The following is a 25,222-nucleotide window of genomic DNA, read 5'->3' as shown; positions in this document are numbered from 1 at the left end:
CCGGGCCGGCCACCCGCATCAGTCCGGATCATGAGACACCGACCCACCGGGTGGGATCCTCGCCGAGTGGATCTTCGCCGAGCGGATTCCTCATCGAACGGGATCCTCACTGCGTGGCAGCCCCGGACATCGCCTCCGCCGGCCATGCGTCCCCGTCCGGGACACCGGGCCCGCCCGCCGCGTCCCGCCGGGCCGCCAGCACCGCCGGAGCCAGCGACTGCGGCAGCAGGTGCACGGGGCGCGCCGGCAGCCGGAGCTCCACCGCCACCCCGTCCGCGAAGCGGTACGGCCGGTGCGCCAGGACGCCCCCGAGGTGGCGGCGCAGGCGGGACAGCTCGGCACGTACCGTCACCGTACGGCTCGCATCGCCGAACAGGTCCTGCGCCAGCTCGGCGGCGCTGCGCCCCTGCGGATGCGAGGCGAGGACGAACAGCAGCTCGGCATGGCGCGGCGTCAGCTCGTGCGACCAGCTGCCGGCCGGCCCGCTGACCGTGAGCGTCCAGCCGTCCCGCCCGCTGACGTCCAGCACCACGTGGCGCGGCCCGGCCTCCCGTTCCGTGCGGTCCACCCGGATCAGCCAGCCGCCGGGCAGCGGCTCCAGGGCGCACATGCCGTAGCGCGGCAGCCACAGCGGTCCGGCCGCCGGGGTCCTGGGCAGCGCCACCCGGTCCGGAGGCGCCAGACCCGTCACGCCCGCCACCCAGCCGTGCGGGTCGACGGCGAGTGCCCGCCCGCCGAGCCGCGCCAGCACCGGCGCCGCGCTCGACCGCAGCCGCTCCAGGGACGCATGGTGGCGGGTGCGCAGTTCGCCCTCCGCCAGCCGCGCCACCGTGGACACCAGCGACAGCGTCGTGGGATGGAAGCCGTGCGCCGGACCACTGACGTCCACGGTGCCCAACAGACGCCCGTCGCGCGGGTCGTGGAGCGGCGCCGCGGCACACGTCCACTGGTGGTGGCTGCGGACGAAATGCTCGGCGGAGTGCACCAGAACCGGGCGGCGGGCCACCAGGGCCGTGCCGATGGCGTTGGTGCCGACCACCCCCTCCGTCCAGTCCGCGCCCTTGTCGAAGCCGAGCCGGTCGGCCATCCGCCGGACCGGCGCGCTGCCCTCCCGCCACAGCACCCGGCCCTCGTCATCGGTGACGACCATGATCTGCTGCGCGGCGTCGGCGGCCGCCAGCAGCCCCTCGTTGAGCACCGGCAGTACGGAAGCCAGCTGGGACTGCTGCCGACGGTGCTCCAACTCCGCGACGGACAGGGGATGCTGGGACTGCTCGCCGTCCGGGTTCACACCCGAGCTCAGCACCCGGCGCCAGGACTCACCGATGACCGCACGGGGTGCGGCCGCCGACGAGTCGTCAGGTGACCTCTCGCCCGCGAGTGCGGCGTCGTGGACGGTGGCGAGCCGGCGCGCGGTCGCACGGATCTCGTGGGCCGACCACACGGCGCTGTCGATCGGTCTCTCGCTCACGCTGCTCCCCGTTGTGCCCGCCGGTTGTGCCGCCCGGCCGGTGGTGCCTGCCGGGTGTCCTGTCCGGTCCGGCCTCACCAGACCGTCCCGGAGCCGCCATTGTCCAGATCCCCCGCGGTCAACTGCAACGCATTGCAACCGTTGTGGCCTATGACGCCTACCCGGGACTCTGATGCGAGCGGCCGATGGCTTCTCGCCACCACGAGGTTTGCCGGTCCACCCGTCGGAGAACCCGATGGCTGTTGCCGGGATTCCATCGGCCGCCACACGCGACACCGGCTCGGCGTGGGGGAGGTGGCACACCGTGGTCGCCCCTGCTCCGCGCATCGTGGTGATCGGAGCGGGCGAGGGTCCACGGATCGTCCGTGCCACCCGGCTGGCCGGCCATTACGGAGTCCCCCGGCTGCCCGCGGTCGACGTCCTGATCGGGCGTCAGCCGCTGCCCGCCGACGGCTATGTCGTCGACGGCACGCCGCGACTGCTCGACCAGGTCGCCGGAACGGGCGGTCCGCTGCCCGTGCTGGAGTCGGCCGACCTCGTCGTGGCGCTGCGCGGGGCGGAGCGAACCGGCGCGGACGAGGCCTACCGGGTGCTGCGCTACTACGAGGCGCGCGGGGTGCTGATCGCCTTCCCACCGGACGTACCGGACGGCGAGATCACCCTTGCCGTCGACGCGGCGATGCGCGGGCGCACCACGGCGGATCCGGCGGAGGGCGGCCGGGACCGGTGCCGTCCGCCGCGAGGCATGCGGGGGTGTGACGAGAACAGGGCCTAGGCCCACAGACCGGGAACGGTGCCGAGTCGGCGCGGCACCGCTCCCCGACCGGCGCGGCGGCGGCACCCCCCACTCCCCGTCGCTCTCCAAGGCCCCGGGGCCCGGAGCGACGCGGAACCGCCGCCGCGCCGATATCCCGTGGCGCACCCGGGCACGGCCGTCCTCAGAGGTCCACCACCGGCCGCGCCCGCGCCACGACCGCCGCCAGGTCCAGCGTGTGCGGCAGCGTCCCGAACGCCGCCCCCGCATCGCCGCCCAGCCGGGAGGCGCAGAACGCGTCCGCGACCTCGGGCGGGGCATGACGCACCAGCAGCGAACCCTGGAGCACCAGCGCCATCCGCTCCACCAGGCGGCGGGCCCGCGCCTCGATGCCCTCCAGATCGGCGAGTTCGGTGAGCATCCCCCTGATCGCCCGGTCCAGGCGGTGGTCCGCGCCGCGCGCCGTACCGATCTCGGTCAGGAAGGCGTTCAGCGCCTCCGGCTCCCGCCGCAGGGCCCGCAGCACATCCAGTGCCTGGACGTTCCCGGCCCCCTCCCAGATCGAGTTGAGCGGCGCCGCACGCAGCAGCCGAGGCATCCCCGACTCCTCGGCATAACCGTTTCCGCCCAGGCACTCGAGCGCCTCGGTCACCACCGGCGTACACCGTTTGGTCACCCAGTACTTCGCCGCCGGCACCGCCAGCCGCAGAAAGTGCCGGTCCTGCTCGGTACCGCCGTCGTACGCCGCCGCCAGCCGCAGCGCGAGCGTGGTCGCCGCCTCCGACTCCAGCGCCAGATCGGCCAGGACGTTGCGCATCAGCGGCTTGTCGATCAGCCGGCCGCCGAACGCCTCCCGGTACGCGGTGTGGTGCAGCGCCTGTGCCACCGCCTGCCGCATCACCGCGGCCGAGGCGCTGACGCAGTCCGCCCGGGTCGCCGCCACCATCTCGATGATCGTGGCCACCCCGCGCCCCTCCTCGCCGACCCGGCGCACCCAGGTCCGCCCGTCGAACTCCACCTCCGCGGAGGCGTTCGAGCGGTCGCCGAGCTTGTCCTTGAGCCGCTGGATCCGGAACGCGTTACGGCTGCCGTCCGGCAGCACCCGCGGCAGCAGAAAGCACGTGAGCCCGCCCGGCGCCTGCGCCAGCACCAGGAAGGCGTCCGACATCGGCGCCGAACAGAACCACTTGTGCCCGGTCAGTACGTACTCGCCGGACGCGGCCAGCGGCTCGGCCCGGGTCGTGAGGGCGCGTACGTCGCTGCCGCCCTGCTTCTCCGTCATGGCCATGCCCGCCAGCGCGCCCCCCTTCTCGGCGGCAGGCCGCAGCTCCCGGTCGTAGATCCGCGAGGTCAGCAGTGGCTCCCACTCGGCCGCCAGGTCCGGCTCGGCGCGCAAAGCGGGCACCGCCGCGTGGGTCATCGACAGCGGACAGCCGTGCCCGGCCTCGGCCTGCGTCCACACCAGGAAGCCGGCGGTCCGGCGGAGATGGCCGTCCGGCCGTGCCCAGGCATCGGTCAGGCCCGCCGCGACGGCGTGGCCGAGCAGCCGGTGCCAGGCCGGGTGGAACTCCACCTCGTCGATGCGGTGGCCGTAGCGGTCATGGGTGCGCAGCACCGGCGGATGGTCATTCGCCTGTGCACCCCACCGCTGGGCGTGCGCCGAACCGGCCGCCCGTCCCAGGACCCCCAACTCCTCCCGCACCTCCTCGAGCCGCGCGCCGGCGACATACCGGGCCACGCCCTCCGTCAGTGCCCGGTCGCTCGCGAAGACGTCGTATCCGACCAGGGGCGGGGGCTGATTCGTCACCGTATGAGTGGTTGCTGCCATGCCAGATACGGTAAGGAGGTGCAGCCGGCAAACGAACCAACCGAGCGGGCGGGCCGCCTGACCAAGGCCCGCGCCCTCTACCGCAACGTCTCCAAGCGCCGCCTGGCCTGGCTGTTGCTCAAGGACACCGTCCACTCCTGTATGACCTACCGGGTCACCGGGCTGGCCGCCGAGGCCGCCTTCTGGTGCCTGCTCTCCCTGCCGCCACTGATCCTCGGACTCCTCGGCGTCCTCAGCTACACCCAGGCATGGATCGGCCACGAGACCCTCGACCACGTCCGGCAGCACATCCTCGGCGTCGCCGGCACCGTGCTCTCCGACAAAGGGGTCGACCAGATCGCCCGCCCCCTGCTGAACGACGTCTTCACCGGCCGGCGCCCCGACGTCATCTCCCTCGGCTTCGCCCTCGCCCTGTGGTCCGGCTCCCGCGCGCTGAACGTCTTCGTCGACACCATCACCATCATGTACGGCCTCGACGGGCACCGAGGCATCGTCAAGACCCGCCTGCTCTCCTTCCTGCTCTACCTCTGCGGCCTGGTCGTCGGCGCCGTCGCGCTGCCGCTGATGGTCGTCGGCCCGGACACCCTCGTGGACTGGCTGCCGGCCGGCGAGGACATCATCCGCGCCCTGTACTGGCCGGTCGTCCTCCTGGTCTCCATCGCCTTCCTCACCACCCTCTACCACCTCTCCGTCCCCGTCCGGACGCCCTGGCGCGAGGACATCCCCGGCGCGGTGGTCGCCCTGGGCATCTGGGTCCTCGGCAGCTTCCTGCTGCGGCTCTACCTCTCCTCGACGGTCGAGGGCCCCACGATCTACGGCTCGTTGGCCGCCCCCGTCGCCGTACTCCTGTGGATCGGCGTGTCCGCATTCGCCGTCCTGGTCGGCGCCGCGATGAACGCGGCGGTTGACCGGGTGTGGCCTTCGGTGGCCACGGCCGCAGCGAGGTCGGCTGGCGCCTGAGCCTCTTCCCACGTTGTCGTCTGCGGCGCCGTACCTTCCGTTTCGCCGTTGCGCCTGCGGCGGGCGTGGGTGTGTCGGGCGCGGGTCCGCTCCTCCGGACTTCGTCCTGCGGAGCGGCCCCTCCCGGGAGTGGGAGGAAAAACGGTGAGTGGGGGTGTACGCAAGCGGTCCACTGCCAGCAGACGATCGCTTACGTACACCCCCACCGGTCTCTTTCCACCCACCCACGGGAGGGGGCGCACCGCAGAACGAAGTTCGGAGGGGCGCACCCGTGACGTACAGCCCCGCGCAGCGGCAACGGCCCGCCGCCAGGCGCCACGGCGGGAAAGCCAAAAACGTGGGAGGCAAGCCAAGCGCAGCGATTAGCTAAGCGCAGCGGAAACGCACCAGCAGCATCGCCGCATCATCATGCAACGGCCCCTCGGCATGGCCGACCACGTCCTCACGGACCGAGCGCAGCGCGGTTTCCGGGTCGGGCTCTTTGAGGAGGGCGGCGCACTCGTCGAGCGGGTAGAAGCGGCCCGCCGCATCGCGGGCCTCGGTAACGCCGTCGGTGTAGAAGAGCAGTTGGTCGCCCGGAGCGAACGGCACCGTGTGGGGGAGCGGGGCGTCCGAGCCGTGGAGGGTGAGGCCGAGTGGCAGGGCACGCTCGGGGGGCGCGGCGTATGCGACCGCGCCGTCGGGGCGGACGACCAGGGGCGCCGGGTGGCCGAAGTTCAGGAGCGTGGCGTCGGGGCCGTCGCCGATCTCGGCGAGGATCGCGGTGACGAAGCGTTCGCCGGACAGATGGCGGTTCAGGGCCCGTTCGACGCGCTGCCCGACGGCCGACAGGTCCGGTTCGTCGTGTGCGGCCTCCCGGAAGGCCCCCAGTACCACGGCCGCGCTCTCCACGGCCTCCAACCCCTTGCCCTGGACGTCGCCGACGATGATCCGTACGCCGGCGGGTGACGTCACCACCTCGTACAGATCGCCGCCTATCCGGGCCTCGGCCACCGCCGAGGTGTACGAGACCGCGATCCGCAGCGGTCCGGCGCCGCGCGGCACGGGGCGCAGCAGTACGCGCTGCGCGACCTCGGCGATCGAGCGGACGCTGGCCAGTTCCGCCTCGCGGCGCTGGCGCATCACCGAGGCGACCACACCGGCCGCGGTCACCCCGGCCACCGACAGCAGCGCGGTCAGGCCGCGCCGGCTCTCGAACAGGCCGCTGTAGAGACCCAGGACCACGCAGAGGACGCATGCCGCCAGCCCGACCAGCGCGGTACGCCGCCAGCCGCCGACCAGACCGGCGAACGCGGGCCCCAGGGACACCAGGGGCAGAAAGCCCACCCCGGGGCCCGCGGTGAGGTCGACGACGCTGACCACGGCCATCACCGCGTAGGGGAGCACGGGCAGCACACGGGAGCCGGTGAACCGCTCCCCGTTCGCCACGGTCAAGGTGTTCTCCGGCGGTGTGGTGTGAAGTGGTCAGGGACATCGGGAAAGGGCCGTCGGCCGTCGGAGTGTCCGAAAACGGCTTTCTGGCACCTGACCTGAGCATATGCAACATATGCCGGATCGAGATGCTGTGCCCGTGCTTGTTACGGAATCGCAGTGGCGATGGTGATCGAGCGGTCACAGAACCGCCGACCGGTGACGGGCGTACGGCAGCGCTGCCCCGGCCTTGCCGTCGGGGGCAGCGGGATGTCCGGCCAGGGCGTCCGGCCGGGTGGTGCGACCAGGACGTGAGGCCAGGTCAGCCCAGGTAGTCCGGCCAGGTACGGGCCGCTTTCACCCGGCCGGGGTGCAGGATCCGGATGGGGCCGCGGTTGCAGGACGGGCAGTCGCTGAGGGTCAGGGGGGAGGGGACCCGCAGGCCGTGGGTGAAGTAGTCGGCGCGGCGGTGGCCGGCCAGATCCGTGGTGTGCCGGATCTCGTACTCCTCTTCCCATCCGTGTCCGCAGTGCAGGCAGACGAACGCGTACGCTTCGTGAACCATCTCGGTGTCCCGTTCCATGGTCACCACGCCCTCTCTCCGGTCCCGTCCTGCTCGCCGGGGGCCGGATGCATACCGCACCTCCCATTATCGCGCCGCACAACGAAGTCCGCCGGAGCAGATCCCCCGGCCCGCGCAAGCCCCCGACCAGGCGTGATCCCAACCGTGATCCTCAACGAACCGTGACCCCCGACCAACCTGGCCAGTCGTCCGCTGGCTCACGGGCCCGGTCGTTCTCTGGCTCACGGCTCAGTTGTCTCCTGGCTCACGGGCCCGGTCACCCCCTGGCTCACGGGCCCGTTCCCTCGCTCACGGGCCGGGGCCGGGGCCCGGGAATACCACCCGCCCCCACCCCGTTGTGGCCCCGCAGGGGGGCCTCGCGACCCTTAGGGGATCTGTTCGACCGACCCCTACGGGACCGCCCCACCCGATGACGCCGTTCTCTGCGCCAGCGACTCGTACACCGCCGTGACGAGGTTGCCGTTGCGTGGATCCTCGCCGGAGGTGCCACCGCCGTACTTGTTCATGGCGTACGCGTAGGACAGCCGGTTCTCCGGGTCCGCGAAGGCGTACGAGCCGCCCGCGCCGCCGTGCCCGAAGGCCCGCGGATTGGGGCCGACCAGGCCCTGGTGGTTGAGCATGTAGCCCAGGCCCCACCGGTGCGCGTAGCCGTCCGGGGCGAGCGGGTCGATGGTCAGATCCCGCTCGCCGGGCCGGCTCTGCGACCGGCGCATCGACTCCAGCGTGGCGCGCCCGATGAGCCTGCCGGTCACCAGCGCCCCGTAGACCGTCGCCAGGCCGTGAGCGGAGGCGTGTGCGTTGCCCGCCGGGATCTCGGCCGAGCGATAGGCGGCGCTGTTGACATCGCCGATGGGGATGGACGTCAGCGCCAGCATCACGGTCGCCAGTGGATGGTCGGCCAGCGACCGGAACGGCGGCTTCGGCGCGCCCGGGAACTGTTCGGCGAGCCAGGCCTCGTCCAGCTGCCCCACCATGTCGGCACAGGAGGCGTGCTCCTCGGCGGGGGTGCCGATGAACACCCGGGCACCCAGCGGCTCGGTGATCTCACTGCGGAGGAAGGCGCCCAGGGACTGTCCGGTGATCCGCCGGACGACCTCGCCGACGAGGTAGCCGAAGGTCACCGCGTGATAGCCCTGCGCGGTGCCCGGTTCCCACCACGGTTCGGTGGCCGCCAGGACGGCGCACACCCCGTCCCAGTCGTAGGCCTGCCCGACGCGCAGCGGCTCACGGGGGGCGATCAGGCCGGCGCGGTGGCTGAGCAGCCAGCGCACCGGTAAGTCCCGCTTGCCGGCCTGTGCGAACTCCGGCCAGTAGCGCGCGACCGGCGCGTCGAGGTCCAACTCGCCCCGGTCCACGAGCAGATGCGCGCAGAGTGCGGTCATGCCCTTGGACGTCGAGTAGACATTGACGAGGGTGTCACGCTCCCAGGCACGCGCCCGGCCCGCGTCCGTGTGGCCGCCCCAGAGGTCGACCACCGTCTCCCCGTCCACGGTGACCGCGACCGCCGCGCCGATGTCGCCGTGCTCGCGGAAGTTCCGCTCGAACGCCTCCCGTACGCCGGTGAAGCCCGGTGCGCAGTGGCCGTTGACGGTGGCTGGTCCCACGATGGTTCTCCTCGCGTCGTCCCTGTGCTCATCCCAAACGTCGGTATGTGCGCGCTCCGGACCAGATGATCCGGCCGGATCGATGCCCATGGCAACGGCATGGGCCCGGACGGCTCAGCGGCACGTGTCGGAACAGGGCCGCGGCGCGCCGGTCCGCCACACCCCGGCATGCCGAGGACGGCCTGACGTACCGCGCGGTGATGGCCCCAACGATCGGCGGTTCAACGCTCCTTGCATCATGGACGCCATGAACGCAACGACTGTGACCGGTGCCGATACCCACGCTGGTACGGGTATCGATCCCGGTGCCGATTCCGCGGCCGGGGGCGGGGCCGAGACGGTGGCCGCCGTCGAAGCCCTTCTCCTCGTCGACTTACAGCAGGCCTTCGTCGCGGGGGACGAGGCGGTGCCGGACGCCGCGCGGGTGCTCGGCCGGGGCCGTGAGCTGCTTGCCCGGGCACGCGCCGCCGGCGCACTCGTCGTCCATCTGCAGAACGACGGCGCCCCCGGAACCGTCGACGAGCCCCACACGCCCGGCTGGGAACTCCATCTGCCCGTCGAGCCCGGGCCCCGCGAGGTGGTGGTGCACAAGACGGTGGACGACGGTTTCGACGGCACGCCGCTGGGTGCCCTGCTCGCCGAGGCCGGCGTCGAGGCCCTGGCCGTCTGCGGGGTGCTCTCCGAGATGTGCGTGGCCGCGACCGCCCGTACGGCGCTCGCCCGCGGCCTCCGCGTCGTCCTGCCGCACGACGCACACGCCACGTACGACATCCCCGCGGCCCCCGGCATCAGTGACGTCGTCCCGGCCGCCATGTCTTCCCGCGCCGCCGAATGGGCGCTGGGCGACGAGGTCGAGATCATCGCCCGTGCTGCCGATGTCACCTTCACCCGCGCCACTTCCCGCCCGGACGCCCGCCCCGGCCGGTGAATCCGCCGAGGGACCTGCCATGGAAACCGCTGAGGGGATCACGCGGAGGGGAGCCACGCCCTGAGGAGTGTGGAGTCCCCCGGAGGGGCCGTCCGCGGGCGGACCGGGGGGCCGGCCGCCGTGCCGCCACGGTCGGCCCACCCGGCTCCGGCCGTGGTCACTTCTGGTTCTTCTCCATGGCGTTGACGTAGGCGTGCATGAAGTGGTCACGGATGCCGTCGGAGGCCGGTGCCAGTACGTCGGCGGTGAGGCCCTTGGCGCGGTCGAGCAGGCCGGCGATCACCGGCATGGTGTGGTGAATGGCGCCCTTGGAGTCGATATAGCGCAGGGCGGAGACATGCTGGAACGGCGGCTCCGGGGGAAGCTGGGGAACGATGTCGTTGTTGTTGACGAAGCGGTACATGCGGTCACCGAATGCGGCGTTGAACTCCTTCGTCAGCAGCCGGTCGCAGGTGCGAGGCTGGCCGAAGGTGTAGATGCCGTCGGCCGTCACATACGGCTCTTCGAAGTGGAGCCGGGCACCGGCCAGCATGGCCAGCGCCCCGCCGAGGCTGTGGCCGGTGAACCATACGGTCTGGCCGTTGTCACGGAACTCGTCGACGGCGGCGCGGACCTGCGGCCAGATGGAATCCAGCGCCTCACCGAATCCGTAATGGATGAACCCCTTCCCGGCCGGACCGGGCCAGGGCGGGGTGGTGGCATCGGTCAGCCAGTCGCGCAGGTTCGTCGGTTCCGTCCCCCGGAAAGCAGTGATGATCATGCCGTCGCCGCCCAGGGTGTACGCCTGGGTGTCCTCCAGCGGGAACGGAGGCTGAAACGTGGTGTGGTGGTGGCGCACCCGGCCGAAGCCCCACTTACGAGCGGTGGCTTCGATGGTCTCCTCGTTCTTCTCGTAGGCGAGCTCGGAGGCGCGCGCCAGGCACAGCGCATGGCGGACGTTGTAGCCGGTGACCTTCTGATCGACGGTGACGCTGGTCAACGTGGGCTCCTGATATTGAGGCGATGAATGAGATGAATTCGATGAATGCGATGACGATGAGTGCGACGGGCGGGCGAGGTGTATGCGACCGTCCGTGATCACGGTGCCTGCGGCATGGGTGATCGCGGGCGATTACAGAGTGCTCGCTCTGGCTACTGAGCGTAACTCTGTCGTGTCGCGCCGCGGCTGTGCGCCCGTTTAAACCACTCGTTCGAGCCTCGGGTCGCACACGCTGAGCCGCCGGGTGAGCCTGGAAGCGTTCGGCCCCCGGAGGGCGGCGCGCGGAGGAAGGCTCCACAGTGAACAGCGCGGATCAGGCATCACGCACGGATCAGGCAGCAGGCGCGGGACATGCATCGCGCACGGAACACGTGTCGGCCGAGGTGGTGGTGGAGCTGGAGAGCTGTGCGACGCAGGACGCGCACGCCGTCTTCAGTGCGCTGCGCACCTCGTTCAGCTCCGACAGGGCCGCCGACGATGTGCCCGTGGAGGTGACGGGGCACGGATCGACCGTCTGGACCACGACGTTCGACGTGAGCGAGCTCAAGGCCGCTGCCGAACCCCGGCGGCTGACCGCCCCCGTCACGGTCGGTCTGCAGGGCGGCTACTGGGCGGTCGACCAGCTGTGCAAGGCCCTGGCGCCGGCGTTCACCGTCCATATCCTGGGCATGGCCGCCGGCGACCAGGAGAAGGAGGTCGAACTGCGCCTGGAATCCCGCCGCTGAGGGCGCGTTGCCGGCCTCGGGCGCATGGGAGGACTCCATGGACTCCAGTGGCCCACGAGCTCCATGGACTCCAGTGGCCCACGATCTGTTGCGGGCCCCTCGCCGCGGGGTCACCATGACATATGACCTATACGTGACAGATGCTCACTCTTCGTATCGGGGTTCGTTGGTCCAACGAGGTGAAGGGCGTGAGCCTCGCGGTGAGGAGCCACGACATGACACTTCCCAGCGGCCGGCACTACACGGTCGAACTGCATGCCACGGCGGAGCGCGTACCGCAGATCCGGCGGATCCTCGCGGCCCACCTGCGGTACTGGAACCTTGAGCTCCATATCGGGCCGGTATGCCGGGGAGTGGCGGAACTCCTGACCAACGTCCATCGCCATATCGGTCCCGAAGCCTACTGTGTCGTCGAACTCCGCTGGTCCGGGCGCCACCTCACGGCTTCTGTCGCCGACGAGGGGCCACGGCTGCCGAAGCTGGTGAGCGCCGCCGGTGGCGGACTGTCCAGGGTGGCCGCGCTGAGCGACAGTTGGGGCACCTGCGGCACCCCGGACGGCAAGGTCATCTGGTTCACCCGGCGCGTCGAGGCGACTCGCAAGACCCCGCTGACCACCCGCATCCCGCCGCGCAGCGTGCGCGACGCGAAGGGGCAGCCGACGCTGCCGCCGGCCGTACCGGTCGAGCCGCCGGCCGGGCCCATGTCCGGGGTGACCGCTGGAACCGGCCCGGCCGCCTCCCAGGAGATGTCGCTCGTCTGACGCACCGTCGGTGAGGGGCCTGGGGCCTGGGGCCTGGGGCCTGGTGCCCGGGGTCTGTGCGGGAAGTCGGGGGCGGGGTGGGACTTCCGCGAAGGGGCCGGCGGCGCCACGGCCCCTTGCGCGCCGCACAACCGGCTGATACGCGCCTTGCCGCAACCGGCTGATATGCGCCTTGCCGCAACCGGCTGATATGCGCCTTGCCGGGCATCCCGATACCGGCCGTGGTCACCTGCCGCGGTTACGATTCCGGTATGGCAACGGCTCGGTCGGCCAACGCAGGGATGCGGGACCGCGGTTCAGCGGTTCCGTTCCGCCTGCTGTGGCTGGTCGCCCTCGTGATCGGTGTGCTGGTCGCACACGGTGCCCGGGCGGAGAACGCCGAGGACCACTTGCTGAGCGCCCTGCCGGCCATGGCCTCGTCGGCGGCTCTGCCGACGGCGGCGGCATCCGGCCCGGTCACCGCCGTGGACTCGGATACGGACCCCGATGCCCGGCTCGCGCCCCGTGCCGGCGAACGCTCGGAGGCTCCCGGCCACCCGGGTCACCTGGGTGAGCACTCCCACGAGCTGTGTGTGTCGGGCCACCCCCAAAAGGGCGCGGCGGTCTCGCTGCCGTGCGCCCACCCCCTGACGGGCTTCTCCTGGGGCGCGCCGACGCGGGATCGGCTCGGGCCGTCCGCGCACGCCGGCGCCGCCCTGCCGCCGATGAGCGGCGCTACGGGTTCGGTCGTCCAGCAGGTCTAGATTCCGGCCAATTCCGGAACACGCCTGCTGTCTTCTGCCGCCTCCTCTCCTCCTCTCCTGCTCTCCTGCCGCCTCGCGTGCGTATGCCTCTTCGGCGACGTGGCGGCCGTCCGCGGAGGACCGACCCGTGCTGTCCCGCATCCCCCACCGCGTTCCACGGCGCCCCACCCCTCGTCCGGTGCGCCGTGCCTCCAGCCCCCTCCTCCTGCCGCTACCGCTCCTCTTCCGCTTCTTCCTCTGCCTCGGCCTGCTGCCGGCGCTCTTCCCGTGCTACGGCGGTGCCGCCGGGCACACCCCCACCACCGCTCTGCCCTCGGCCGCCACGCCATCCGCCGCATCGTCGGTCCCGTCGACCCCACCGCTCTCGTCGGCCCAACCGGTCCCGTCGGCCCCCTCGGACCGGCCCGTGCCCGTCCCCATGGCCGCCGCCTCCGGGGAACCGAGCCCGGGGCACGACGCCACCACGTGTGTACGGGGGGTGCCCGGCGGCCTTCCGCAGGGCCGCTCTCCCGCGGATCCGCAGGGGGCCGGGGCCGAACTGCTCGGAGGGGCGCTGCTCGGCGTGCCGGTGCCATGGCCCGGCGGCCGGAGCACCGGCGCACGCCGTGGCCGGGCGGGTAGCGGCCGGTCCGTCCTCGCCGCTCTGTGCCGGTGCCGGATATAGGAGTTCGCGGCCGTGCCCGGCCACCCGGCCGGGCCGAGATGAGCGTCCGACACCCTCCATCCCCCACGAAGAGAGCGAGTCATGCACGCCGTTCCCGCCGTTCACGCTGTTCCCACCGCTCCGGCCGTTTCCACCGGCGCCCCGGCCACCGGTATCCCCGGCCTGGTCGGCAACACCCCGGTACTGCACATCTCCGAACCGCTCACCCCGTCCGGGCGCGGCTTCTGGGCGAAGCTCGAAGGCCGCAACCCGGGCGGCATCAAGGACCGGCCCGGCCTCCACATGGTGGAACGGGCCCGCACCAGGGGCGAGTTGCGCCCCGGCGCGCGGATCATCGAATCCACCAGCGGCACCCTCGGCCTCGGCCTGGCACTCGCCGGCATGGTCCACCGCCATCCGGTCAGCCTGGTCACCGACCCCGGTCTGGAGCCCTCGATGACCCGGCTGCTGACGGCCTACGGCGCCCGGGTCGAGCTGGTGCCCGAACCGCATCCGGACGGCGGCTGGCAGCAGGCCCGCCGCGACCGGGTGGCCCAACTGCTCGCCGCGCACCCCGGGTCGTGGTGCCCGGACCAGTACAACAACCCCGACAACACCACCGCCTATCTGCCGCTCGCCCTGGAACTCGCCGCCCAGCTGGGGCATATCGACGTCCTGGTGTGCAGTGTGGGCACCGGCGGGCACTCCGCCGGTGTGTCCCGGGTGCTCCGCCAGCTCTACCCGGAGCTGCGGCTGGTCGGCGTCGACACCATCGGCTCGACCATCTTCGGCCAGCCCGCCCGGCCCCGGCTGATGCGCGGGCTGGGCTCCAGCATCTACCCGCGCAACGTCGCCTACGACCAGTTCAGCGAGGTGCACTGGGTCGCGCCGGGCGAAGCGGTGTGGACCTGCCGCCGGCTGGCGTCCTCGCACTACGCGACCGGCGGCTGGAGCGTCGGCGCGGTGGCGCTGGTGGCCGGCTGGTTCAGCCGTAACGAGCCGGCCGGCACCCGTATCGCGGCCGTCTTCCCGGACGGACCGCAGCGCTATCTGAGCACGGTGTACGACGACGAGTACTGCGCCGCACACGGTCTGCTCGACGCCCCGCCGGCGGACGGCCCGCAGACGCTGAGCCGCCTGGGGGAGCGGGAGGTCACCTCCTGGACCCGGTGCGCGGACGTGGTCGATCCGCTGAGCCTTCCGGGCGCGTCCGAGACCGGACGCCCGGGACGCCCCGGAAGGCCCGGCGCGCCGGTCCGGGCCGACGCCACCGCCAACGGCACCGTCGACACCACCGCCAACGGCACCGCCGATATCCCGCAGGAGGTGGCCCGGTGACAGGCATGATCGCGCAGGTGCGCTCCTACGAGCGCAGTGCCCAGCTGCTGATGGCCAATCAGTTCACCATCAACCTGGGCTTCTACATGCTGATGCCGTACCTGGCCGCCCACCTGTCCGGGACGCTGGGGCTGGCCGGCTGGCTGGTCGGACTGGTGCTGGGCGTGCGCAACTTCAGCCAGCAGGGGATGTTCCTGGTCGGCGGCACACTGGCCGACCGGTTCGGCTACAAGCCGCTGATCGTGGCCGGCTGTGTGCTGCGTACGGCCGGATTCGCCATGCTCGGGCTGGTCGACTCGCTGCCCGCGCTGCTGGCGGCGTCCGCGGCCACCGGGCTGGCCGGGGCGCTGTTCAACCCGGCGGTCCGGGCCTATCTGGCCGCCGCCGCGGGGGAGCGCAGGCTGGAGGCGTTCGCGCTGTTCAATGTGTTCTACCAAGCGGGCATCCTGCTCGGCCCGCTGGTGGGGATGGTGCTGACCGGCGTCGGTTTCCGGGTCACCTGCCTGGTCGCGGCGGGCATCTTCGCGCTGCTGAGCATCGTGCAGATCCGCGCGCTGCCGGGCCAGGCGGGCGGGGCCGCGCGGGCGGACGGTGCCGGCCCGCCGGCCGGTGTGCTGTCCCAGTGGCGCCAGGTGCTGGCCAACCGGCCGTTCCTGCTGTTCTCCGGAGCCATGATCGGCTCGTATGTGCTGTCCTTCCAGGTCTACCTGGCGCTGCCGCTGGAGGTACGGCGGCTCGGCGGCGACGGGCCGTCCGGTACGGCGGCGGTGGCGGTGCTGTTCGCGGTGTCGGGGCTGAGCACGATCCTGGGCCAGACCCGGGTGACCCGCTGGTGCAAGGAGCGGATGCCGGCCGGACAGGCGCTCCCCTGGGGCCTGCTGACCATGGGTCTGTCCTTCCTGCCGCTGCTCGTGGCCAGTGTGCTGCCGGTGCCGGCCGAGGGTCCAGGGCGCTGGGCGCTGGCGGCCGTCCCGCCCGCGCTCTGTGCGCTGCTGCTCGCCCTCGGGACGATGATCACCTACCCGTGCGAGATGGACACCATCGTCCGGCTCTCCGGTGACCGCCTGGTCGCCACCCACTACGGGCTCTACAGCACCATCTGCGGAGTCGGAATCACCCTCGGGAACCTGCTGACCGGCGGCGCCCTGGACGCCTCCCGGGCGGCCGGTCTGCCCGCCCTGCCCTGGCTCGCGCTGCCGGCCCTCGGTCTGGCCTGCAGCGCGGCCCTGTACGGGCTGCACCGTACCGGGCGGCTGAACCGGGCCGGCGAGCCGGCGCCGGTGACGGGCTGAGCCCGGAGGCGGCCGCCCCGGTGCCTCGTCCACCGGGGCGGCCGCCCTTCCGGCGCCGGCGAGTTCGACGCGTGGCACCGGCGAATTCGACGCATGGCTCCAGCGAGTTCGACGCGTGTACCGCGACACGTCACACATCCGACACCTGGCCTTCCCTGACGCTCCTTCCTCTTGGAACACTCTGCTGAACGCACTGCGAACCCCCCACCCGAAGAGGTAACGGACCCATGCCTGAACTGAATCGCCGGCGTTTCCTCCAGATCGCCGGCGCCACCGCCGGCGTCTCGGCCCTGTCCGGCAGCATCGCCCGGGCCGCGGCCATCCCCGCCGCGCGGCGCTCCGGCTCCATCAAGGACGTGGAGCACATCGTCGTGCTCATGCAGGAGAACCGTTCCTTCGATCACTACTTCGGCACGATGAAGGGCGTACGCGGCTTCGGCGACCCGCGCCCCGTCACGCTGCCGAGCGGCAAGTCCGTCTGGCACCAGCAGGGCGGTGGCAAGGAGGTCCTGCCCTTCCGGCCGGACGCCGAGGACCTCGGCATGCAGTTCATCGCGGGCCTCGACCACGACTGGGCGGGCGGGCACAGCGCGTTCAGCAACGGCAGGTACGACAACTGGATACCCGCCAAGTCCGAGCGCACCATGGCGTACCTGACCCGGAAGGACATCCCCTTCCATTACGCGCTCGCCGACGCCTTCACCCTCTGCGATGCCTACCACTGCTCCTTCCTCGGAGCCACCGACCCCAACCGCTACTACATGCTCACGGGTCACGTCGGCAACGACGGCAAGGGCGGCGGCCCGGTCCTCGGCAACCAGGAGGCGGGCTACGGCTGGACGACGTACGCCGAGCGCCTGGAGAAGGCCGGGATCTCCTGGAAGGTCTACCAGGACATCGGCGACGGCCTGGACGCGGCAGGCCACTGGGGCCTGAGCGACGACCCCTACCGCGGCAACTACGGCGACAACTCGCTGCTCTACTTCCACAACTTCCGCAACGCCAAGTCCGCTGATCCGCTCCACGAGAAGGCCCGTACCGGTACCAACGTCAAGGCGGGCGACGGCTACTTCGACGCCCTCAAAGCCGACGTCAAGGCCGGCAAGCTGCCGCAGATCTCCTGGATCGCCGCCCCGGAGGCCTTCTCCGAGCACCCCAACTGGCCCACCAACTACGGTGCCTGGTACATCGCCCAGGTCCTGGACGCACTCACCGCCAACCCGGACGTATGGGCCAGGACGGCCCTGTTCCTCACCTACGACGAGAACGACGGCTACTTCGACCACGTCGTGCCGCCCTACGTCCCGGCCTCCGCCGCGCAGGGCAGGTCCACCGTCGACACGGCCCTCGACCACTTCCCGGGCAACCTGCAGTACGCGGCCGGGCACTACGGCATGGGCGTCCGCGTCCCGATGATCGTCGTGTCGCCGTGGAGCACCGGCGGCTACGTCTGCTCCGAGGTGTTCGACCACACGTCGATCATCCGGTTCATGGAGGAGCGTTTCGGTGTCGAGGAGCCCCAGATCTCGCCCTGGCGGCGCGCCGTCGCGGGCGACCTCACCTCCGCCTTCGACTTCCGCGGCAAGGACACCGCCCCCGCGCACCTGCCGCCCACCGACGCCTATCAGCCGCCGGACCACGAGCGCCACCCCGACTACGTCCCGCACGCGCCCGCCGACCCGGCCCTGCCCAAGCAGGAGAAGGGCTCCCGGCCCACCCGTCCGCTGCCGTACGCGCCACTGGTGGACGGCAAGGCCGACCCGAAGGCAGGGACGTTCACGCTCACCTTCAGCGGCGGCCCCGACGCGGGCGCCTGCTTCCACGTCCGCTCCGGCAACCGCACCGACGGCCCCTGGACGTACACCGCCGAGGCGGGCAAGAAGCTCTCCGACACCTGGAACTCGGCGTACTCGAAGGGCAGCCACGACCTGTCGGTGTTCGGCCCGAACGGCTTCCTGCGCGTCTTCCGCGGCCCCGGCGGGACCGCGGGCCCCGAGGTCACCGCACGCCACGTCAAGGCCGGCGGCAAACTCAAGCTCACCCTGACGAACGCGGGTTCCGGTGACGCCCACCTCACGGTGACGAACGCGTACGGCGGCACGGACGAGACGTTCAAGGTGAAGGCGGGCGCCACCGTCGAGCACACCATCGACCTGCGGGCCACCAAGCGCTGGTACGACCTGTCGGTCACCTCCGACACCGACCGGACCTTCCTGCGCCGGTTCGCCGGCCACGTCGAGACCGGAGCGCCGGGCGTCAGCGACCCGGCGATCCTCACCTCCTGAGGTCCCGCGCACACCGCCTCCGCCGCGCACTCCGCTGCGCCGGGCTCGCTTCCCACGTTGTCGGCTTCCCGACGCCCGTAACGGGTACTTCTCCGTGACGGGCCTGAGAGTGCCCCGCCCGGGAGCGAGCCCGGACGGGGCCGTCGGTCGATCACTGCACGCACTGGTTGCCGGGAAAGCTACCCGGTCGACGATTCACCACCGATGGTCACCCCCGTGCCGCCGCACGCGTCGCATTCCGCCGTGGCGTACATGTACGGGCGGGTGCTGCCAAGGTCGTAGCGCTCCGTGGAGAGGAATCCGTGACCTTGGCATGTCGGGCACGGGTTCTCCCGCTCGACTTCCATGACGGACTTCAGCTCGAACTGCGCCTCGTAGAGGTCATGTCGGGCTGCACACACTTCGCACAGTGCGTTCATGCGGCCGTCCGGTCCTACCGGGCGTTCTCGTTCTTCGCACACACAGAGCGTCATCGGGCTCCCTACATGGGCATCTGGCTACCGCATGTCCAGCACCGCAGGTACCTGCGGCCGTTCTCTTCCATATCACGTGGCGTCCCTCCGTGATCACGGATTCTCCGGCCCGTTGCCGGTCACGCTATGAAGGAGTACACCCATGAGCACGCCCCCCAATCTCTCCGCCGTGGAGTGGGTCAAGAGCAGCTACAGCCAGGGGAACGGCGGAGACTGCATCGAATGGGCCCCCGCGTTCGTAGCTTCCGGCGTCGTCCCCGTCCGGGACAGTAAGGACCCGCACGGCCCCGCACTGGCCTTCCCCGCATCGTCCTGGTCCTCGTTCGTGACCAGCGTCAAGGGCGGCGTGCTCCCCACCATCGTCTGATCTCACACGACACCCCCGGCCCCGCTGCCTCGCAACAGGTGGCGGGGCCTTCTGACGCCCGGACATACCCAAAGCCCCGCACCCGCCCAGCAGTAGGACGGGCACGGGGCCAGCGCTTCGGATCGGATGGGGGGGGGTGTACGTAAGCGATCACCTGCCCGCAGGGGACCACTCACGCACGCCCCCACCCACCGTTTTTCCTCCCACTCCCGGGAGGGGCCGCTCCGCAGGACGAAGTCCGGAGGAGCGGACCCGCACCCGACAAACCCACGCCCGCCGCAGGCGCAACGGCGAAACGGAGGTACGGCGGGAAAGCCGAAAACGTGGGAAGCAGCTAGCGCAGCGCAGACCGCTTCTGCCACTCCGGCCAGGTCTCCTGCCAGACCTCCAGGCCGTTGCCGACGTCCGTCTTGACGGTGCTGGAGGTGCCCTTCACCTCGACCCTGGAGCCGATGGTCAGGAAGTCGTAGACCTTCTTCGCGTCCGAGGTGGTCATGCCGAAGCAGCCGTGGCTGTTGTTCTCCACGCCGAGGGACTTGTTCCACGGGGCGGAGTGCAGGAAGGTCCCGGAGGCGGTGAGGTGGGTGACCCACTGCGAGTCCAGCTTCCACTGGTCGCCGTAGCCGATGGTGGCGGAGTCCATCGTCTCGGCGGCGTTCTTGCTGCGTACGGTGTGGATGCCGCCGCGCGTGGGGTCCGTCGACGAGCCCGCGGAGCCGGTGACGCTGCCGACGTTCTTGTCGTTCTCGTACATGGTCAGGGTGTGCGAGGGGACGTCGATGACGGCCTTGCGGTCGTCGCCGATCTTGAAGTCCCAGTCGTAGTTCTTGGCGAACCAGCCGCTGTCCGTGCCGGAGTTGATACCGCCCAGTGAGCCCTTCACCGAGACCTTGGTGCCGGCCGGCCAGGGGTCCTTGGGGCGCCAGTCGATCCGGTCGTCGCCGCTCCAGTCCTTGACCCAGCCCCAGGCGCCCTCGACCTTCGGCTCGCTGGTGACCTTCAGCGCCTTCTCGATCTCGGCGCGCTTGTCCTTGTCGATCTTGTTGTCGAAGCGGATCGATATCGGCATACCGGTGCCGACGGTCTGGCCGCCGCTGGGGGTGTTGGTGAGCTTGTTCACCTTGTCGGCCTGCTCGGTGGTGAAGTTCGAGGTGGCGGAGGATTCCTTGCCCTGAGTCGACTTCGCGGTGGTCTTCACCGTGTAGGTGGTCTTCGGCAGGAGCTTGCCGTCCGACTTCCATGAGGTGCCGTCACCGGCGAGCCGACCGGTGACCTGGGTGCCCTTGTCGTCCTTGACGTCGACCGCGGTGAGCTTGCCGCCGGAGGCCTGGACGGATATCTGGGAGCCGAGTTTGACCGACTTGCCACCCGCGGCGGGGTTGACGGTCACCTTGGTCGCCGGTTCCTCCGCCTTCGAGGAATCGGCGCCCGTTCCACACGCGGTCAGCAGGCCGGCCGACGCTATCAGGGCGGGTATCAACCGGGTGGTGTGGCGACGGGGTGCGGCGTGCACGGGGTCCCTCCAATGCAGAACGACTGGCATTGGCGGAGGCCAGGCCCGGTGAGGCCGTAACCGTCAGAAGGCCACCCATGCCCCCGCCGCATAATCAGAGGGTTTGTCCGCGCTGATGGTTGTGCGGTGCATGGGATATTAAGGACACAGTTCGGTATCGGAGGCGGTGAGCGTCAGGACGGGGGTGCCGGCGTTTCGGTGGTCTCCTCGGTGGGCGGGGTCTCGCCGCCGGGGGTGTACCCGCCGGTGGTGTCGGTCGGGCCGACGGGGGTGGTGGGGACTTCCGGGGTCTCCGACGGCGGGGATTCGGTGGGGGGCGCACCGGGGGTCGTCGGCCCGGGCGAGGTGCCGGTGGAGCTCTCTCCGGGCGAGGTGCCGGTGGGCGGGGGCTGGGATGACGGGGGGCCGCTGGGGGTGTCGGTCGGCGGGGCCGTCGGCCGGTCGCTGGTGGGGCCGTGGTCGCCTTTGGGGCGTTTGAACCATTCGCCGGTTCTGGGGTTCCGTAGGGTGAATTCACGGACCGGGGTGCTGGATCGTTTCACGACGACCGCGTTGCCGGGCTGGTACCCGGGCCACTTCTGGCCGCGGGTCTGCCAGCCTTCCTTGAGCTCCTGAGGGTCCGTCAGCGGGTTCCCGCACATGCAGCGCACCTTCGGCTGCCCGAACGAGTCGACCATGACCGCGGTGCCGGCCTGGAGTACCGACTGGAAGGAGTAGGCCTTGCCGTCCTTGTAGCCGTGGTTGGTGACCCGGGTGTCATAGGCCAGTTGTACGGACGTGAGTGACCGCAGGTAGCCGGGGACCTCTCCCGCCTTCAGGCCCAGGACGCCGGCGAAGGCCTCGTTCCTGGCCGGGGCGCTCCGGAGGTAGCGGATCTGCTTCTCGGTGTCGCAGCTCGCCTCGTTCTGGGTGCCGCCGTAGAGGCCGGCCGCCGAGCCCCGGACGACGCTGGTCGCGTTGCCGGACTTCCTCGGGGTGGCGGACGGGACCGGGGTGGTGCCGTTCGCCGCGGAGGTGGTGAACGGATGCGGGCCGGTCGCCGCGGCCGGTTCGGCGAACAGTTCGCCGGCGGCCGCGCCCTCCGGCCGGGTGAGGACGAGGGTGACGATCACGGCCGCGACCACCGCGGCCGCGATGATCGCGATCCGGGGCGCGGACCTCCACCAGGGCTCGCCGCCCTCCTCGCCGCCGCCCCCGCCACCGCCCCGGCCCCCGGGGCCGCCGGGCGGGCGGGGCGGCCCGGGAGGAGTGGGCCGCCGCCGTCCCGGCGGGGCGCCCGTCCGTGTCGGCTCGCCCGGGGGAGGGGTGGGCGGAGCGCCGGACGGGGGGCCGGCGAGCGGGCCCGCGGGCGGCCCGGTGGGGCGGCTGTCCGGCGGCGGGGTGGCTGTCACGGGTCCCCCTTCCGGCGCTGAAGGGCCATCTGGTGAGAAAAGTGCCGGTATGTGGTGAGGCGATACGCCATTGTGTGCCCGTGATGGGCACTGTCCGCAAGCGGAGTGGCACACCCCGTGCTTACGGTGGAACGTGCCCGCGGGCACTCCGGCCTCCGTGACCGTGCTGCCGTGCCGCGTGCGTACGCCGGACCCGCGATGCCGTCCCCGTCCCGCGAGGAGACCGTTCAGATGCCAGGCCACGCGCCCACCGAGCCGCCGGGGCCGGTACGTGCCCCCGGCCTCCCGCCCGCCGTGACGGCCTGGGCGGAGGCGCTCGGTACGGCCCTGGCGGGGATCGTCACCATGATCGTGGTCGCCGCGCTGGGGCTGTGGGCGGCCGGTGCCGGGGATCTGCCCGGCGGGGCGTTCCCGTCGGTGGTCGCGGCCGCCGTGGTGGTCGCAGCCGGCGGCTCGCTCCGGCTGTCCGGCGAGGCCGGGGTCTTCGGGGAGGCGGACGCCGGGCTGGACGCCGTACCGCTGTCGGTCACTGTGGCCGGTGCGCTGGTGCTCGCCGCCGTCTTCCTGCTGCCGCTGCGCCGGCATGCCGTGGTACGCACCTCGGAGCTGCTCGGCCGGATCGGCCGTACGGCGGTGTGCTGGCTGGTGCTCCTGCTGGTGGTCGCGCTCGCCGCCCGGCACGACTTCCGGATCCTGGTGGGCGACGACCTCGTCGACCAGATCGGCGCGGAGCTGGGCAGCACCCCCACCGTCGGGTTCCGCGCCGATGTGGGCGCGACGCTCGGCTTCGGGCTGCTGTGGCTGCTGGCGTTGCTGGTGCTGGTCTTCCTCGTCTCCCGCCGTGCCCCGCTCTCCTCCCCGCTGCTGCGCTTCCAGAACTCGTTCCGGCCGCCCGCCTTCGCGATGGTGCTGACCCTGCTGGCCTATGTGGCGATCGCGCTCGTCATCGGCGTCATCGAGCTGATCACCCGGGACCGTCCGGCCGAGACCCTTGCGGTGCTGCTCCTCGGGCTGCCGAACCTGGCCTGGATGGCGCTGGGCGTGGGCACCGGCGGTGGCTGGGTCGGGCATGCCGACAAGGCCATCGGCCTTCCGCTGCCGAACGTCCTGGACCTGGTGCTGCGCAGGGACGGGACGCAGACCCTCGACTTCGGCTCGGTCGCCGAGCGGGACGGCCGGGCCTGGCTGCTGGTGGCGGTGGCGGCCGTGGTGCTGCTGACCGCCGCCTTCACCGCGGCGGTCCGCTCGCCGGCCCGGCTGCCGGCCTGGCGGCACGCGGTCGGGATGGCCGTGGCGCTCGGCCTCACCCTGCTCGCCGTCGGACTGCTCACCCGGATCACCGCCCACTACGGGATCTCCCTGATCGGCGTCGGCGACCTCGGCGGGAACCTGGGCGGCGAGGTCGTCGTGCGGCCGCAGCTCCTCCGCCTGGTGGCGGCGGGCCTCCTCTGGGGCCTGGTCACCGGCTTCCTCGGCAGCCTGCCGGCGCGCCGGGTACGGCATCCCGGGCAGGTGTCCCCGGGGGACGTCCAGTAGTGCTCCTCAGCCCTGGCCGCTCTCCGGTCTTCCCGGGCGGCCGGGGAACACCGCGGTCGCCCAGTGCGGCGGCGGTGGGGGAGCGGCGCTGCGGCGGCGGGCGGTCCGGTCCGGGCTGGGTGTCACCTGGGTCGGCGGGTGGGCCGGAGCGGTGGCGGCCGGTGGCTCGGGCGCGGGGGCGCGGCCGGCCGCGCGCAGCGCCTCGACGAAGCCACGGCAGGTCTCGTAGCGCTGGTCGGGCGCCTTGGCCAGGGACCGGGCGAAGACCTCGTCGACGGCCGGTGGCAGGTCGGGGCGCAGCTCGGTGAGGGCCGGCGGCGGGTCGTACTGGTGCGCCCACAGCAGCGCCATATCGTCCTCGCGCCGGAACGGCGGTCCGCCGGTGAGCATCTCGAAGAGCACACAGGCCAGGCTGTAGACATCGCACCGGCCGTCCACCGGGCGGCCCGAGATCTGCTCGGGTGCCACATAGTCCAGCGTGCCGACGAACTGTCCGGCCCTGGTGAACCCGGTCGGTGACAGCGACTTCTTCGTCAGCCCGAAGTCGGTCAGGTAGACGTGCTCGGGGCGGTCGGGGTCGGTGCCCTCGGCGATCAGGATGTTGCCCGGTTTGACGTCCCGGTGCACCAGGTCGTGGGCGTGCGCGGCGTCCAGCGCGGAGGCCACCTGTGCGGCGATCCGGCAGGCGGTGTCCAGGGGCAGCGGCCCGTCCCGGTCGAGCAGCGCCGCCAGATCCCGCCCCTGTACGTAGCGCATCGCGATGTACAGCAGCCCTTCGGCTTCACCGGCCTCGAAGACCGGCACGATGTGCGGATGGTCGATGGCCGCGGCGACACGTGACTCATGGGCGAAGCGCCGGCGGAAGGTGTCGTCCCGGGCGAGCTCGGGTGCCAGCAGCTTCACCGCCACGGTGCGGCCGAGCCGGAGGTCCTCCGCCCGGTAGACCACCGCCATCCCGCCCCGGCCGATCTCGTCGTCCAGCCGGTACCCGGCGATCCGGCGGCCGCGCAGCCCGGAGGAGTCGGGCGCGGTGGAGCGCTCCCGGTGGGGAGGTTCGCCGTTCGCGGGGTTCACGGGACCTCACCCGGCGGTCCCGACGGCCTCGGCGGGTACGCCGGCGGCGATTCCTCTCCGGAGCCCCGGGACGACGGCCCCGACCCCACCGCGTACGTCTGGAGCGACACCCCGTCGCAGTAGCACCACCGCTCGTGCCGCGTGTCGTAGAGCCAGACCGCGTCACCGTCCACGACCACGCCCAGCCGGGTGCCGAGGGTCCGCTCGGCGAACGCCTCGCCGTCGAGCTGCCCGGCGGCCAGCTCCTCGACCAGCTGCCGGTACCTGGCCAGTTCGCCCTCCACCTCGCCCAGCAGCGGCCGGGGGTCCGCGGCGCGGGCGGCGGGCTGTGCGGCGGCCGGCGGTTCGCGCGGTACGGACAGCAGCAGCCGGCCGTCCACCCAGGCCGACCAGCCGTTGGAGCACAACGCCTGCGCCCAGTCGCCCCGGCGGTCGATGACCTGGACGGGCAGCAGCGGATCGAGCGGTGAGCTGGGCAGGGTCGCGTCCGGCGCCGGCCAGGACGCCATACCTCGCGGCGGGACGATATGGCTGGGGAGGAATTCTGGTGAGGTCACAGGCGGC

The 25,222-nt window shown here is 71.9% G+C and carries 23 protein-coding genes; 12 read left to right on the top strand and 11 right to left on the bottom strand.

The features are described 5' to 3' along the window. Positions 1–106: 106 nt before the first annotated feature. Positions 107–1,471 carry a GAF domain-containing protein gene (locus ACFY12_RS20055; RefSeq protein WP_390717145.1) on the bottom strand — a complete coding sequence of 455 codons (1,365 nt, stop codon included), beginning with the start codon at positions 1,469–1,471 and terminating at the stop codon, positions 107–109. A gap of 304 nt (positions 1,472–1,775) precedes the next feature. On the opposite strand from ACFY12_RS20055, the gene ACFY12_RS20050 reads away from it, so the two are divergent. Next, positions 1,776–2,246, top strand: a complete 471-nt coding sequence (locus tag ACFY12_RS20050; RefSeq protein WP_390717144.1) for a hypothetical protein — start codon at positions 1,776–1,778, stop codon at positions 2,244–2,246. A gap of 163 nt (positions 2,247–2,409) precedes the next feature. On the opposite strand, the gene ACFY12_RS20045 is transcribed toward ACFY12_RS20050, so the two are convergent. Next, positions 2,410–4,053 (bottom strand): acyl-CoA dehydrogenase family protein, encoded by a 1,644-nt coding sequence (locus ACFY12_RS20045; RefSeq protein WP_390717143.1) that lies wholly within the window; start codon positions 4,051–4,053, stop codon positions 2,410–2,412. 18 nt (positions 4,054–4,071) lie between these two features. On the opposite strand from ACFY12_RS20045, the gene ACFY12_RS20040 reads away from it, so the two are divergent. Next, positions 4,072–5,013, top strand: coding sequence for a YihY/virulence factor BrkB family protein (locus ACFY12_RS20040; RefSeq protein ID WP_390717142.1), 942 nt, complete (start codon positions 4,072–4,074; stop codon positions 5,011–5,013). A 366-nt stretch (positions 5,014–5,379) separates the two neighbouring features. Here ACFY12_RS20040 and ACFY12_RS20035 read toward each other — a convergent pair whose 3' ends face one another. The 3 genes from ACFY12_RS20035 to ACFY12_RS20025 all read right to left on the bottom strand — a co-directional run bounded on the left by ACFY12_RS20035 (position 5,380) and on the right by ACFY12_RS20025 (position 8,610). Continuing rightward, entirely contained in the window at positions 5,380–6,381 is a 1,002-nt protein-coding gene (locus ACFY12_RS20035) for a PP2C family protein-serine/threonine phosphatase (protein ID WP_390717337.1), read from the bottom strand. A gap of 364 nt (positions 6,382–6,745) precedes the next feature. Then, entirely contained in the window at positions 6,746–6,988 is a 243-nt protein-coding gene (locus ACFY12_RS20030; protein ID WP_390717141.1) for a hypothetical protein, read from the bottom strand. 407 nt (positions 6,989–7,395) lie between these two features. Further along, positions 7,396–8,610 carry a serine hydrolase domain-containing protein gene (locus ACFY12_RS20025; protein ID WP_390717140.1) on the bottom strand — a complete coding sequence of 405 codons (1,215 nt, stop codon included), beginning with the start codon at positions 8,608–8,610 and terminating at the stop codon, positions 7,396–7,398. A 247-nt stretch (positions 8,611–8,857) separates the two neighbouring features. On the opposite strand from ACFY12_RS20025, the gene ACFY12_RS20020 reads away from it, so the two are divergent. Continuing rightward, a complete protein-coding gene (locus tag ACFY12_RS20020) occupies positions 8,858–9,538 on the top strand; it encodes an isochorismatase family protein (RefSeq protein ID WP_390717139.1) in 681 nt (226 codons plus the stop codon). A 157-nt stretch (positions 9,539–9,695) separates the two neighbouring features. Here ACFY12_RS20020 and ACFY12_RS20015 read toward each other — a convergent pair whose 3' ends face one another. After that, entirely contained in the window at positions 9,696–10,517 is an 822-nt protein-coding gene (locus tag ACFY12_RS20015) for a lipase family protein (RefSeq protein WP_390717138.1), read from the bottom strand. A 371-nt stretch (positions 10,518–10,888) separates the two neighbouring features. Here ACFY12_RS20015 and ACFY12_RS20010 point away from each other — a divergent pair, with 371 nt between their 5' ends. The 7 genes from ACFY12_RS20010 to ACFY12_RS19980 all read left to right on the top strand — a co-directional run bounded on the left by ACFY12_RS20010 (position 10,889) and on the right by ACFY12_RS19980 (position 18,304). Then, on the top strand, positions 10,889–11,242 hold the full coding sequence (locus ACFY12_RS20010; protein WP_390717137.1) for a hypothetical protein: 354 nt from the start codon (positions 10,889–10,891) through the stop codon (positions 11,240–11,242). A gap of 215 nt (positions 11,243–11,457) precedes the next feature. After that, entirely contained in the window at positions 11,458–12,003 is a 546-nt protein-coding gene (locus ACFY12_RS20005; protein WP_390717136.1) for an ATP-binding protein, read from the top strand. Positions 12,004–12,254: 251 nt separating this feature from the next. Beyond that, complete coding sequence (locus ACFY12_RS20000; protein WP_390717135.1) at positions 12,255–12,746, top strand: hypothetical protein; 492 nt, start codon at positions 12,255–12,257, stop codon at positions 12,744–12,746. A gap of 127 nt (positions 12,747–12,873) precedes the next feature. Then, positions 12,874–13,410, top strand: coding sequence for a hypothetical protein (locus ACFY12_RS19995; protein WP_390717134.1), 537 nt, complete (start codon positions 12,874–12,876; stop codon positions 13,408–13,410). Positions 13,411–13,491: 81 nt separating this feature from the next. Beyond that, a complete protein-coding gene (locus tag ACFY12_RS19990; protein ID WP_390717133.1) occupies positions 13,492–14,727 on the top strand; it encodes a PLP-dependent cysteine synthase family protein in 1,236 nt (411 codons plus the stop codon). Between the two features lie 5 nt (positions 14,728–14,732). Then, the gene (locus tag ACFY12_RS19985; protein ID WP_390717336.1) at positions 14,733–16,019 is read left to right on the top strand and encodes an MFS transporter; all 1,287 of its coding nucleotides are present in this window, start codon (positions 14,733–14,735) and stop codon (positions 16,017–16,019) included. A gap of 227 nt (positions 16,020–16,246) precedes the next feature. Then, on the top strand, positions 16,247–18,304 hold the full coding sequence (locus ACFY12_RS19980; RefSeq protein ID WP_390717132.1) for a phosphocholine-specific phospholipase C: 2,058 nt from the start codon (positions 16,247–16,249) through the stop codon (positions 18,302–18,304). 179 nt (positions 18,305–18,483) lie between these two features. Here the strand turns inward: ACFY12_RS19980 and ACFY12_RS19975 are convergent, their stop codons facing one another. Further along, positions 18,484–18,723 (bottom strand): hypothetical protein, encoded by a 240-nt coding sequence (locus ACFY12_RS19975; protein WP_390717131.1) that lies wholly within the window; start codon positions 18,721–18,723, stop codon positions 18,484–18,486. A gap of 196 nt (positions 18,724–18,919) precedes the next feature. On the opposite strand from ACFY12_RS19975, the gene ACFY12_RS19970 reads away from it, so the two are divergent. Then, on the top strand, positions 18,920–19,144 hold the full coding sequence (locus tag ACFY12_RS19970) for a DUF397 domain-containing protein (protein WP_390717130.1): 225 nt from the start codon (positions 18,920–18,922) through the stop codon (positions 19,142–19,144). Between the two features lie 334 nt (positions 19,145–19,478). Here the strand turns inward: ACFY12_RS19970 and ACFY12_RS19965 are convergent, their stop codons facing one another. Both ACFY12_RS19965 and ACFY12_RS19960 read right to left on the bottom strand, forming a co-directional pair. Continuing rightward, positions 19,479–20,657: an Ig-like domain-containing protein gene (locus ACFY12_RS19965; protein ID WP_390717129.1), complete on the bottom strand. Its 1,179-nt coding sequence runs from the start codon at positions 20,655–20,657 to the stop codon at positions 19,479–19,481. Between the two features lie 173 nt (positions 20,658–20,830). Beyond that, on the bottom strand, positions 20,831–22,048 hold the full coding sequence (locus ACFY12_RS19960) for a DUF6777 domain-containing protein (RefSeq protein ID WP_390717128.1): 1,218 nt from the start codon (positions 22,046–22,048) through the stop codon (positions 20,831–20,833). A gap of 231 nt (positions 22,049–22,279) precedes the next feature. Here ACFY12_RS19960 and ACFY12_RS19955 point away from each other — a divergent pair, with 231 nt between their 5' ends. After that, entirely contained in the window at positions 22,280–23,584 is a 1,305-nt protein-coding gene (locus ACFY12_RS19955; protein WP_390717127.1) for a streptophobe family protein, read from the top strand. Positions 23,585–23,590: 6 nt separating this feature from the next. On the opposite strand, the gene ACFY12_RS19950 is transcribed toward ACFY12_RS19955, so the two are convergent. After that, positions 23,591–24,658, bottom strand: coding sequence for a serine/threonine-protein kinase (locus ACFY12_RS19950; protein ID WP_390717126.1), 1,068 nt, complete (start codon positions 24,656–24,658; stop codon positions 23,591–23,593). Then, positions 24,655–25,215 carry a hypothetical protein gene (locus tag ACFY12_RS19945; protein WP_390717125.1) on the bottom strand — a complete coding sequence of 187 codons (561 nt, stop codon included), beginning with the start codon at positions 25,213–25,215 and terminating at the stop codon, positions 24,655–24,657. The genes ACFY12_RS19950 and ACFY12_RS19945 overlap by 4 nt, the downstream gene beginning before the upstream one ends. Positions 25,216–25,222: the final 7 nt, after the last annotated feature.

It is taken from the genome of Streptomyces sp. NPDC001339 (assembly GCF_042895955.1).
GTDB lineage: Bacteria > Actinomycetota > Actinomycetes > Streptomycetales > Streptomycetaceae > Streptomyces.
The sequence above is the reverse complement of the archived record's forward strand: the minus strand, read 5'-3'. Positions and strand labels throughout refer to the sequence as shown.